The sequence below is a fragment of the Streptomyces endophytica genome (assembly GCF_026153355.1).
GTDB classification, from domain to species: domain Bacteria; phylum Actinomycetota; class Actinomycetes; order Streptomycetales; family Streptomycetaceae; genus Streptomyces; species Streptomyces endophytica.
Genome location: NZ_CP110636.1, coordinates 4,252,292 through 4,263,696, shown reverse-complemented (window position 1 = coordinate 4,263,696; position 11,405 = coordinate 4,252,292). Strand labels below are relative to the sequence as shown.

Below are 11,405 nucleotides of genomic sequence, written 5' to 3'. Positions count from 1 at the left end.
ATGACACAGGTAACGAGGAACTGGACGCCGGCCCACGGTGAGCCCTACCGGCCGGTGCCGTACCGGCCCGCGCGGATGCCCTCGGCCGAGTCGCTGGCCCGGGCCGCCGCGCTGCGGGAGCGGATGGGCCGGCGGCGTACGGTCCGGCAGTTCGCCGCGGACCCGGTGCCGGAGCAGGTGGTGAAGGACGCGATCGCCTGTGCGGCGACCGCGCCGTCCGGGGCCCATCAGCAGCCCTGGACGTTCGTCCTGGTCAAGGACCCCGGGGTGCGGCGCCGGATCAGGGCGGCGGCGGAGGCCGAGGAGCGCCGGTCCTACCAGGGGCGGCTGGGCGAGGAGTGGCTGGCGGCGCTGCGGCCGCTGGGCACGGACGAGGTCAAGCCGCATCTGACCGATGCCCCGCACCTGATCGTCGTCTTCCGGCAGCGCCACTGGCTGGGTGCGGACGGCAGCAGGCGCAAGCACTACTACGTCGACGAGTCGGTGGGGATCGCGGTCGGCATGCTGCTGTCCGCGCTGCATCTGTCGGGGCTGGCGGCGCTGGTGCACACGCCCAGCCCGATGGGGTTCCTGCAGGAGGTGCTGAAGCGGCCGGCGAACGAGAAGGCGTTCGCGGTGATCCCGGTGGGCTATCCGGCACCGGAGTGCGAAGTGCCCGATTTGGTACGGAAGAGCCTGGATCAGGTACTGGTCGAGAGGTAGCGCATACGGGCTGTGCGTTTGCAATTACTCCTGGCGAGACCTTCCCCTTCGGGCTGTGACGCCGCCAATAGGGCGTAAATCACTTACGACCCGGGTTAGTGGCCGGTGAAATCTCACCTGACCAGGGATTTTTGTATTCGGGACGCAATATTCCGCGTACTGGTTCCACTAACCCGCTTCGTACGTCACACCTTTGCCGGGGCAATTTTCGGCCGCTAAGAATGGCTCCCGTCGCTCGGCGCCGTGGTCAGAACTCGGCGTTGGCCGCCGCTCAAGGCCCGTGCGACGTCCCCCTTCGGAAGGTCTGTCCCGCCATGCCCAAGCACGCTCTTTCCCGCTTCAACCGGACGCACAAGCTCGGTGTCGCCGGTGTCGCCGCTGCCGGTGCCGCAGCTCTGATCTTCGCCGCCGTTCCGGGTGCGGACGCCGACCAGGGCAAGACCCAGGCCACCGCCGTCGAGAACGTCCAGCCGGTCGCCTTCAGCGCCGTCGGTACGGCCGCCAAGGCCCAGCAGGTCACCATCGCCAAGCAGGCCGACGCCTCCGCCGCCAAGGGCAAGGCCGAGGCCGCCGCCGCGGCGAAGAAGGCCGCCGCCGAGAAGGCCGCCAAGGCCAAGGCCGCCGCCGCGGCGAAGGCGAAGGCCAAGGCCAAGGCCGAGAAGGAGCGCAAGGCGAAGCAGGCCGCGAGCCGCTCCGCGGTCCGCACCGCGATCCCGGCCGCCGCGCCGAAGCCGGCCGTGAAGACCTACCCGAACAACCTCGACGGCTGGATCCGCGAGTCGCTGGACGTCATGGCCAAGAAGGGCATCCCCGGCTCGTACAACGGCATCCACCGGAACATCATCCGGGAGTCCTCCGGCAACCCGATGGCGATCAACCTCTGGGACATCAACGCCCAGAACGGCATCCCGTCCAAGGGCCTGCTGCAGGTGATCGACCCGACCTTCAAGGCGTACCACGTCGCGGGCACCTCCTGGAACATCTACGACCCGGTCGCCAACATCACCGCCGCCTGCAACTACGCGGCCGCCAAGTACGGCTCGATGGACAACGTCAACTCGGCCTACTGAGCGGCTGGTTGAGCCGTCGGTCCGCAGGGGGACGCGCACAGACCGCCGAGGGGCGGCACCCGTGGTCGGGTGCCGCCCCTCGGCGTTTGCGGTACGGGCCGGGCGCTACTTGCGCATGACCTCCGGCTCGTGGCGGCGCAGCAGCCGCGCGACGACGAAGGCCAGCCCGACGCCGAGGCTGATCAGGATGATCATGTCCATCACGTAGACGCCGGTCTGGTGCTTCCACAGCGGGTCGGGGTTGCCCAGCTCCCACGGCAGCAGGGTGTTCATATCGGCCGTCGCGCCCATCGCGGCGACCGCCCAGCGGGACGGCATCAGCCAGGCGATCTGGGCGACGCCGACGGTGTCGAAGAGCTGGAAGAGCACGCCGGTGAAGACCACCTGGACGATGGCGAACATGACCAGCAGCGGCATGGTCTTCTCGGCGGTCTTGACCAGCGAGGAGATGATCAGGCCGAACATCATCGAGGTGAAGCCCAGCGCGATGATCGCCAGCGCCATCTCGACCGCCGGGGCCTTGGCGAGGATCAGGCCCTCGGTGGGCATGTTCCGGGTCGAGAAGCCGATCGCCGCGATGATCACGCCCTGCACGGCGGTCACCACGCCCAGCACGATCACCTTGGACATCAGGTACGCCGACCGCGACAGGCCGGTGGCCCGTTCGCGCTCGTAGATGACCCGCTCCTTGATCAGCTCACGGACCGAGTTGGCGGCGCCGGAGAAGCACATACCGACCGCGAGGATCAGCATGATCGTGCTGGCGTCGCGGTTGGTGCGGTGCCGGTTCAGCGGTCCGTAACCGAGGCCGTAGTCGCTGGGGATCAGCATCGAGACCACGCCGAGCACCGCCGGCAGGATCAGCATCAGGCCCAGGAAGCCGCGGTCGGAGGCGAGCACCGAGACGTACCGCCGCATCAGCGTCCACAGCTGCGAGCCCCAGCTCTGGGACTTCTGCATGCGGGCCGGCGGCGGCTGGACGGACACCGACTGCGCGGTGGTGGCGTCGATGTCCGCGGCGTACATCTGGAAGTGCGGCGAGCCGCGCCAGCGGCCCATCCAGTCGTAGTCGCGGTAGTTCTCGAAGGCCGAGAAGACGTCCGCCCAGCTGTCGTACTGGAAGAAGTTCAGCGCCTCCTCGGGCGGGCCGAAGTAGGCCACGCCGCCGCCCGGCGCCATCACCAGCAGCTTGTCGCAGAGGCCGAGTTCGGCCACGGAGTGGGTGACGACCAGGACCGTGCGGCCGTCGTCGGCGAGGCCGCGCAGCAGCTGCATCACATCGCGGTCCATGCCCGGGTCGAGGCCCGAGGTGGGCTCGTCCAGGAAGATCAGCGACGGCTTGGTCAGCAGCTCCAGGGCCACCGAGACGCGCTTGCGCTGGCCACCGGAGAGCGAGGTGACCTTCTTGTCCTTGTGCACATGGAGCTTGAGCTCGTGCAGCACCTCGTCGATCCGGGCCTCGCGCTCGGACTCCGCGGTGTCGCCGGGGAAGCGGAGCTTGGCGGCGTAGCGCAGCGCCTTCTGGACCGTCAGTTCCTTGTGCAGGATGTCGTCCTGCGGGACCAGGCCGATGCGCTGCCGGAGCGCCGCGAACTCCTTGTAGAGGTTGCGGTTGTCGTAGAGGACGTCGCCCTCGTTGGCGGGGCGGTAGCCGGTGAGCGCCTTGAGCAGCGTCGACTTGCCGGAGCCGGACGGGCCGATGACCGCGACCAGCGACTTCTCCGGGACGCCGAAGGAGACGTCCTTGAGGATCTGCTTGCCGCCGTCGACGGTGACCGTGAGGTGGCGGGCCGAGAAGGAGACCTCGCCGGTGTCGACGAACTCCTCCAGGCGGTCGCCGACCAGCCGGAACGTGGAGTGGCCGACGCCGATGATGTCGTTCGGACCGACGGGGGCCTTGCCGGACTTGGGGACCGGCTGGCCGTTGACGTAGGTGCCGTTGTGGCTGCCGAGGTCGCGGATCTCGAAGCGGCCGTCGGGGGTGGCGTGGAATTCGGCGTGGTGGCGGGAGACCTGGAGGTCGGAGACGACCAGCTCGTTCTCCAGCGCACGACCGATCCGCATCACCCGGCCCATGTCGAGGCGGTGGAAGGTGGTCGGGCTGCGGTCGCCGGCCGGTGCGCCGCCGGCCTGGGGCGCCGGGCGCTCCTGGGGCCGGCGGGCCTGCTGCGGGGGGACGCCCTGCGGGGTCTGCTGGGGTACGGCCTGCTGGGGCGGGACGTACGGCGGCTGCTGGCCCTGCGGCGGCGCCTGCCAGCCCTGCTGGGCGGGCGGCTGCTGGCCCGGCGCCGGGTGCGCGGGGGGCGCCTGCCACCCCTGGGCGGCCGGCTGCTGCTGCGGCGTCATCGCGGGCTGCGCGCTGAAGGCGTCGGCGGCCGGCGCGGCGGCGGACAGGGTCAGCCGGGGGCCGTCGGTGGCGTTGCCCAGATGCACGGCGGAACCGGGGCCGATCTCCGTCTGGTGGATCCGCTGGCCCTGGACGTAGGTGCCGTTGGTACTGCCGTGGTCTTCGATGATCCAGCTGCGGCCGCCCCATCGCACGGTGGCGTGGCGCCAGGAGACCCTGGCGTCGTCGAGCACCATGTCGCCCTGCGGATCACGGCCCACGTTGTAGGACCGGGAGGCGTCGAGCGTCCAGGTCCTTCCGTTCAATTCGAGTACGAGTTCAGGCACTCCATGCCCCATTACATAGTCCCCCGAGTGACGCCCTGTGCGGGAAGTCTAGGGATGGCGAACATCGTGAGGAACTATTTCAGGCTCGGCCCGTGGACCGGAAACCGGGACGGGGCCGGGGTGCAGACGGTTTCCGCGGGGCCCGCCAAACACTCCCGGAGCGCGGGAAGAGCCCATGGATCCGCAGGGATCACCGGATTACGGGTGTACCGGACGGGCGGAGGTCCGGACGGGAGTGGCGGCCCTCGGCAGGGAGGCCCTACGAGCCGGTCCGGGAGGCCGTGCGGACCGGCCCCGGAAGCCGCATCATAGGAGGAAGCGGACATCATCCGGATCATAGCCGCGGTCCGCGCGCGGTGCGCCGGCCCTCCGTGCGCGGGCTGCCGCGAGCGCGGTCCGGATGCGCTCCGCCCTCGGCACGCGCCGGCCGCGGCGGGCCGAACCCCGCGACGGGCCAAGGAGGTTGGGTTTTCCGCCGGGGTTGTCCCGACCTGCGGATCCACGCGGGCCGGACACGACTCCATAACGATCGACGGGGCCGCCGGGGCCGCGGCCGGCGGGCCCACCGCGAGGGGCGCGGGCCGGTGGCGGACCGTGCCGCCGCGGTCCGAACCCCGGACAGCCGTACGGACGCGACGGCCCGGCGGTTACCGTAAGGGCACCATGAGCGCATCGCAGATCCCGCCTGCCACCGCCGTACCGGGCGATGACGTACCGACCCTTCTCGTGAAGATCTTCGGGAAGGACCGGCCCGGCATCACCGCAGGTCTCTTCGACACCCTCGCCGCCTACTCCGTCGATGTCGTGGACATCGAGCAGGTCGTGACCCGGGGGCGCATCACACTGTGCGCACTGGTCACCACCCCCTCGCCCGAGCAGGGCACCACCGGTTCCTCCGAGGGGGACCTGCGGGCCACCGTGCACAGCTGGGCCGAATCCCTGAACCTCCAGGCGGAGATCATCTCCGGCCGGGGTGACAACCGTCCGCGCGGCACCGGGCGTTCGCACGTCACCGTGCTCGGCCACCCGCTCACCGCGGAGTCCACCGCCGCCATCGCCGCCGCCATAACGGGCACCGGCGGCAACATCGACCGTATTTTCCGGCTCGCCAAGTATCCGGTGACCGCCGTGGAATTCGCCGTCTCCGGTGCGGCCACCGAGGCGCTGCGTACGGCGCTGGCCCTGGAGGCCGCGCAGCTGGGCGTGGACGTCGCCGTGGTGGCGGCCGGGCTGCAGCGCCGGGCCCAGCGGCTGGTCGTGATGGACGTCGACTCGACGCTGATCCAGGACGAGGTCATCGAGCTGTTCGCGGCGCACGCGGGCTGCGAGGCCGAGGTCGCCGAGGTGACCGCCGCCGCGATGCGCGGGGAGCTGGACTTCGAGCAGTCGCTGCACGCCCGGGTCGCGCTGCTCGCGGGGCTCGACGAGTCGGTGGTGGAGGCCGTGCGCAAGGAGGTGCGGCTCACCCCGGGCGCCCGCACCCTGGTACGGACGCTCAAGCGGCTCGGCTATCAAGTCGGCGTCGTCTCGGGCGGTTTCACCCAGGTCACCGACGCGCTGCAGGAGGAGCTGGGGCTGGACTTCGCCAACGCCAACACCCTGGAGATCGTCGATGGCAAGCTCACCGGCCGGGTCACCGGGCCCATCGTGGACCGGGCGGGCAAGGCGCGGCTGCTGCGGGACTTCGCGCAGCAGGCCGGGGTGCCGCTGGACCAGACCGTGGCGATCGGTGACGGCGCCAACGATCTCGACATGCTCAACGCGGCCGGCCTCGGGGTCGCCTTCAACGCCAAGCCGGTGGTGCGGGAGGCGGCGCACACGGCCGTGAACGTGCCGTTCCTGGACACCGTGCTGTACCTGCTGGGCATCACCCGCGAAGAGGTCGAGGCGGCGGACACGCACGCGGGGTGAGCGGGGGCGACATGTACGCGGAGTGAGCGAGGGCGACACGTACGCGCAGTGAGCGGGGGGCGACACGTACGCGGAGTGAGCAGGGGGCGACACGTCCCAGAGCGAGCGGGGGGCGACACGCTCACGGGGTGAGCGGGGCGCAGGCGGCTCGGTCCGGGGAGTCCCGGCACCGGGAGGCGGGCCTGCGGGACGCGCCGGTACATGAGCCCCGCGGACGGGCCGACGTACGAGCGGGGCCCCGGCGGTGTGCCGGGGCCCCGCTCGCTGTCTCGCTCGGGCGTCTCGGGCGTCTCGCGCGGTGGGACGGCGACGGCTGCCGGACCGGGGACCTCGGCCTGGCGGTGCCGACGGGCGCGGGCTCGGCCCTGCGGCGCCCGGGCGCGGTGGGCGCTCAGCCCTGCGGCGTCCAGTACGCGATCAGCCGGCCGACGCCGTGCTCCACCGACTTCCACGAGCCGTTGAAGGCGACCACGGCGATCGCGGCCGTCGGGAAGCCGCTGCGGTTCATCCGCGGCAGGAGATCGCCGTCGGACTCCCCCGACAGCGCGTCCGCGAGGGCGTGCACGCCCGGGTTGTGCCCGACCAGCATCAGGTCGGTGACATCGTCCGAGGTCTCGTTGAGCAGGGCGATGAGCTCGCCGAGGGAGGCCTCGTAAATCCGCTCGTCGTAGACGGTCTTGGGGCGCTGGGGGAGTTCATGGACGGCGAGCTTCCACGTCTCGCGGGTGCGCGTCGACGTCGAGCACAGCGTCAGGTCGGGGGTGACGCCCGAGCCGGCCAGCCAGCGGCCGGCGACGGGGGCGTCCTTGCGGCCACGCTCGGCGAGCGGACGCTCATGATCGCTGGTCTCCGACCATTCGGCCTTGGCATGGCGGAGGAGGACAATCCGGCGGGGTGTATCGACGCTCATGCGTCCCAGCTTCGCATGAAAGGCGGCGCGGGGCGCGGGGTGTTGAAGCGCTCCCCCCTGCTGGGTGACTGCGGGCAACCGGGGCGCTCAGGCACCTATCCGGAGGATTCCCACCAGGTACTCGAGCAGCACCGCAAACCCCTGCGGGGCGCTCGCCGCACTCGCCCGGGCGGGGCTCGCCACGAGCACCAGCAGCGCCATGAAGGAGACCACCGGCAGCGCCAGCGCCCACCACGGCAGCCGCGCCCGCAGACCGCGTGCCCGCAGCCGGGGCATCCGTAGGCCGGATATCCGCAGCGGCCCGGATATCCGCAGCCCGCGCGTCCGGGAGCCGGGCGTCCGCGGGCCACCGGTCCTCCGCGGGCGGGCGGCCCGGACTGCGGGTGACCGGCTGAACGCGGCGGACATGGGGATCGCCTCCGTGACGCATCGAAGGGGTGCCGGGCCACGGGCCGCGGCTCGGCCACCGCGCTGTGCGGTGTACTCCGAAGCTACGGATCACCGGCGGCCGTTCCTATCCGGGATGCCCCCGACTTACCCCTGATACCGGCCCCCTAGGGGACGGGGGGTTATCCCCACCGCCGTCGCCCCGGCCGGGCCGGCAGCACCGCAGTGCCGCCAGTACCGCCGGTACCGGCGGTATCCCAGCGGCCCGCCGTATGCCCCACGCACGCCGCACGCTGCGGCGGACGTCACCGTGGCGCGGCGATGCTCGCGATGATCGCGACGACGACGGTCACACCGAGCATGAGGCCCAGCACGAGGAGCAGCTTCTTCTGGCTGCCCTGCGGATTCGGTTCGAGCACTGGCATGGGCCCAGTGTCGCACCCGCGGATCCGGCCGTGAGCCCGGGGCGGGCCACACGGCCGGCGCTCACGCCTCGTCCTCGATCCGGCGGTCCCGGCCGGCCAGCACGCCGACCGCGATCTGCGGCACCATCATCCCCGCCATCAGGGCGATCGGCAGGCTCCAGCCGCCGCTGTGCTGGTAGAGCGTGCCGACCAGCAGCGGGCCGGGGATGGAGATCAGATAGCCGACGCTCTGGGCGAAGGCGGACAGCTTGACGACACCCGCGGAGCTGGTCGAGCGCATGCCGATCATGGTCAGGGCGAGTGGGAACGAGCAGTTGGAGATGCCCATCAGCAGCGCCCAGGCCCACGCCCCACCGGCCGGCGCCAGCCACAGCCCCGCATAGCCGGCCAGACCGCAGACCCCCAGGAACACCGCGAGCGGACCCTGATGCCGCATCCGGGACGCCAGCCTGGGCAGCACGAAGGAGAGCGGGACGCCCATCGCCATGGTGACCGCGAGCAGCACCCCCGCGGTCTGCGCCGAGACCCCGGCGTCGCGGAAGATCTGCGGCATCCAGCCCATGGTGATGTACGCGGCGGTGGCCTGGAGGCCGAAGAAGACGGCGAGCGCCCAGGCGGTCGGCGACGAGGTGATCCGCAGCGGGGCCTCCCCCGTACGCGCGCCGCCTCCCGCGGCCGGTCCCAAGGCGGTGGCGCGCTGCCGTACGACCGCGAGCCACGGCAGCACGGCGACCGCCGCGAGCGCCGCCCACACGGCCAGCCCGGTGCGCCAACTGCCGCCCAGCGCCTGGGTCATGGGCACGGTGACCGCCGCGGCGAGCGAGGTGCCCAGGGCCAGTGCCATCGAGTACTGCCCGGTCAGCGGGCCGACCCGGTCCGGGAACCAGCTCTTGATCACGACCGGCATCAGCACGTTGCTGACCGCGATGCCGGCCAGGGCGAGCGCACTGGCCGCGAGGAACCCGCCGGTGCCGCCGGCGTACGGGCGCACCGCGACGCCCACGGCGATCGCGGCCATGCCCGCGCAGACGATCGCGCCGGGCCCCAGCGCCGGGCCAGCCGGGGCGCGGCGAACCCGAAGAGCGCGAAGCACAGCGGCGGCACGGAGGTGAGCAGCCCGGCGAGGGTGCCGCTCATGCCGAGGCCGTCGCGGACCTCCTCCAGGAGCGCGCCGAGGCTGGTGATGGCCGGGCGGAGGTTGAGCGCCGCCAGGACGAGACCGGCGATCACGATCCGCGGCAGCCAGCGTCCGGCGGCCGGGGCGCTCCCCTGGGTGCCCGACGGGGCATCCGGTTGCGCCCGGAGCCGTCGGGCGCCGGGGCGGTGGTGGTCGTAGGGCCTCGGTTTCGGTGCCGAGGGTCGCGAGGTCTTCGTCTGCCATGGGCCTCATCATAGAATCATGGGATGAATACCTGTCCAGCCGATGTCGATAGCCTCTGCTGTCGCGGCCGGCACCGGGGACCGGGAGGACCCGCCGGGCGCCGCGCCACCGCCGTCCGTCCGCCCCCGCACACCGGAGCGCTGCCATGCCGCCTCTGACCTCGCCCCGCCGCTCCGCGCTGGCCGACCAGGTGATCGCGCAGCTGCGCGCCCAGATCACCTCCGGCGAGTGGCCGGTGGGCTCGCGCATCCCGACCGAGCCGGAACTCGTCGAACAGCTCGGGGTGGCCCGCAACACCGTCCGCGAGGCCGTGCGCGCGCTGGCCCACAACGGGCTGCTGGACATCCGGCAGGGCTCGGGCACGTACGTGGTGGCCACCAGCGAACTGGCCGGGGTGATGAACCGCCGGTTCGCGGCCGCCGAGCCGGGGCACGTCGCCGAGCTGCGCAGCGCCCTGGAGGCGGCCGCCGCCCGGCTCGCCGCGCGCCGCCGCACCGAGCAGGACCTGCGGCAGATCGACGCCCTGCTGGAGCGGCGCGAGCGGGCCTGGGAGTCCGGTGCCGCGGAGGCATTCGTGGAGGCGGACGCGACCCTGCACATGGCGATCGTGTCGGCCTCGCACAACGAGGTGCTGGCCGAGATCTACGCCGACCTCGGCGGCGTACTGCGCGACTTCCTCCGGGCCGACGTCGGCGAGGAGCTGCGTCCGGAGGCGCACATGGACCACTCCCGCCTGGTGGAGGCGATCCGCGCGGGCGACGGCGACCGCGCGGCGGCCGAGGCGAGCACCCATCCGTTCGGGTGCCGGGCGGGGGTGCTGGAGGCTCGGTGGAGGGGTAGGCGGCGGGCCGGGCCGGGGCTGGCGCCCAGGGGGCCGGGCTGGGGGCTGGTGCGCCGGGGGCCGGGGACGGCGCCCTTAGTAGGGGCGGGTCGAACGGTTCCCGTAGGGGACGCGAACGCCCCCTGCGGGGCCACAACCGGGCGGGAGCGGGAGGGTATTCCCGCGGGAACTCACGCCCCGGGCCGCCCCTGAGGCCACAACGCGCACTGCCCGCCCCTGAGGCCACAACGGGCACTGCCCGCCCCCGAGGCCACCACGCGCACTGCCCGCCCCGGTGACCGGGACGGGCAGTGCGGAGTACGGCGTGCGTACGGCGTACGGAGGCGGGGGCCGTCAGGCACCCATCATGTGGACGCCGCCGTCGACGTGCACGATCTCGCCGGTCGTGCGGGGGAAGAAGTCGGACAGCAGGCCGACCACGCCGCGGCCGGCCGGCTCCGGGTCGGCCAGGTCCCAGCCGATCGGGGCGCGGTGGTTCCACACGTCCGCCAGCTCCTCGAAGCCGGGGATGGACTTGGCGGCCATCGACTTGATCGGGCCGGCCGAGACCAGGTTGCAGCGGATGCCCTTCGGGCCGAGGTCGCGCGCCAGGTAGCGGTTGGTGCTCTCCAGCGCCGCCTTGGCCACGCCCATCCAGTCGTACTTCGGCCAGGCGATCTGCGCGTCGAAGGTGAGGCCGACGACCGCGCCGCCGTGCTCCATGAGCGGCAGGCACGCCATGGTCAGCGACTTGTAGGAGTACGCCGAGACCTGGACCGCGGTGCTGACGTCCTCCCAGCCGGCCTCCAGGAAGTTGAAGGCGCCCTGGGGGCCGAAGGCGATGGAGTGCACGATGCCGTCGAGGCGGGCGCCGTCGCCCTGGTGCTCGCGGATCTTGTCGGCCAGGCCGTCCAGGTGCTCCTGGTTGGTGACGTCCAGCTCGATGACCGGGGCCTCCTTGGGGAGGCGCTTGGCGATCCGCTCCACCAGGGAGAGCCGGCCGAAGCCGGTGAGGATGACCTCGGCGCCCTCGTTCTGGGCGACCTTGGCCGCCTGGAACGCGATCGACGACTCGGTCAGAACGCCCGTCACGAGGATGCGCTTGCCTGCGAGGATTCCACTCATG

Annotated in this window: 8 protein-coding genes and 2 pseudogenes; 4 read left to right on the top strand and 6 right to left on the bottom strand. The window is 72.2% G+C overall.

The genetic code is table 11. The features are described 5' to 3' along the window. Together OJ254_RS19005 and OJ254_RS19000 are read left to right on the top strand one after the other, a co-directional pair. Positions 1-702 carry a nitroreductase family protein gene (locus OJ254_RS19005; protein WP_265363281.1) on the top strand — a complete coding sequence of 234 codons (702 nt, stop codon included), beginning with the start codon at positions 1-3 and terminating at the stop codon, positions 700-702. A gap of 314 nt (positions 703-1,016) precedes the next feature. After that, positions 1,017-1,772, top strand: a complete 756-nt coding sequence (locus tag OJ254_RS19000) for a transglycosylase SLT domain-containing protein (RefSeq protein WP_265363280.1) — start codon at positions 1,017-1,019, stop codon at positions 1,770-1,772. A 105-nt stretch (positions 1,773-1,877) separates the two neighbouring features. Here OJ254_RS19000 and OJ254_RS18995 read toward each other — a convergent pair whose 3' ends face one another. Then, positions 1,878-4,457, bottom strand: coding sequence for an ABC transporter ATP-binding protein/permease (locus OJ254_RS18995; protein ID WP_265363279.1), 2,580 nt, complete (start codon positions 4,455-4,457; stop codon positions 1,878-1,880). A gap of 651 nt (positions 4,458-5,108) precedes the next feature. On the opposite strand from OJ254_RS18995, the gene serB reads away from it, so the two are divergent. Then, positions 5,109-6,356: a phosphoserine phosphatase SerB gene (gene serB, locus OJ254_RS18990; RefSeq protein WP_265363278.1), complete on the top strand. Its 1,248-nt coding sequence runs from the start codon at positions 5,109-5,111 to the stop codon at positions 6,354-6,356. 391 nt (positions 6,357-6,747) lie between these two features. Here the strand turns inward: serB and OJ254_RS18985 are convergent, their stop codons facing one another. The 4 genes and pseudogenes from OJ254_RS18985 to OJ254_RS18970 all read right to left on the bottom strand — a co-directional run. Then, positions 6,748-7,266, bottom strand: coding sequence for a SixA phosphatase family protein (locus tag OJ254_RS18985; protein WP_265363277.1), 519 nt, complete (start codon positions 7,264-7,266; stop codon positions 6,748-6,750). Positions 7,267-7,353: 87 nt separating this feature from the next. Further along, positions 7,354-7,674, bottom strand: coding sequence for a hypothetical protein (locus OJ254_RS31675; protein ID WP_423835922.1), 321 nt, complete (start codon positions 7,672-7,674; stop codon positions 7,354-7,356). A gap of 284 nt (positions 7,675-7,958) precedes the next feature. Then, on the bottom strand, positions 7,959-8,078 hold the full coding sequence (locus tag OJ254_RS18975) for an SGM_5486 family transporter-associated protein (protein ID WP_261952231.1): 120 nt from the start codon (positions 8,076-8,078) through the stop codon (positions 7,959-7,961). A gap of 61 nt (positions 8,079-8,139) precedes the next feature. Further along, a pseudogene (locus OJ254_RS18970) lies at positions 8,140-9,347 on the bottom strand (CynX/NimT family MFS transporter); the annotation flags it as partial. Positions 9,348-9,604: 257 nt separating this feature from the next. Here OJ254_RS18970 and OJ254_RS18965 point away from each other — a divergent pair. Further along, a pseudogene (locus tag OJ254_RS18965) lies at positions 9,605-10,264 on the top strand (FadR/GntR family transcriptional regulator); the annotation flags it as partial. Positions 10,265-10,633: 369 nt separating this feature from the next. On the opposite strand, the gene fabI reads toward OJ254_RS18965, so the two are convergent. Next, positions 10,634-11,404 (bottom strand): enoyl-ACP reductase FabI, encoded by a 771-nt coding sequence (gene fabI / locus OJ254_RS18960; RefSeq protein WP_261952228.1) that lies wholly within the window; start codon positions 11,402-11,404, stop codon positions 10,634-10,636. Position 11,405 lies beyond the last annotated feature (1 nt).

Excerpts from the sequence above, each read along its gene's own strand:
- OJ254_RS18975 (WP_261952231.1), bottom strand. The coding sequence starts at position 8,078 with ATGCCAGTGCTCGAACCGAATCCGCAGGGCAGCCAGAAGAAGCTGCTC.
- OJ254_RS19005 (WP_265363281.1), top strand. The coding sequence starts at position 1 with ATGACACAGGTAACGAGGAACTGGACGCCGGCCCACGGTGAGCCCTAC.
- OJ254_RS18985 (WP_265363277.1), bottom strand. The coding sequence starts at position 7,266 with ATGAGCGTCGATACACCCCGCCGGATTGTCCTCCTCCGCCATGCCAAG.
- OJ254_RS31675 (WP_423835922.1), bottom strand. The coding sequence starts at position 7,674 with ATGTCCGCCGCGTTCAGCCGGTCACCCGCAGTCCGGGCCGCCCGCCCG.
- fabI (WP_261952228.1), bottom strand. The coding sequence starts at position 11,404 with ATGAGTGGAATCCTCGCAGGCAAGCGCATCCTCGTGACGGGCGTTCTG.
- OJ254_RS18995 (WP_265363279.1), bottom strand. The coding sequence starts at position 4,457 with ATGGGGCATGGAGTGCCTGAACTCGTACTCGAATTGAACGGAAGGACC.
- serB (WP_265363278.1), top strand. The coding sequence starts at position 5,109 with ATGAGCGCATCGCAGATCCCGCCTGCCACCGCCGTACCGGGCGATGAC.
- OJ254_RS19000 (WP_265363280.1), top strand. The coding sequence starts at position 1,017 with ATGCCCAAGCACGCTCTTTCCCGCTTCAACCGGACGCACAAGCTCGGT.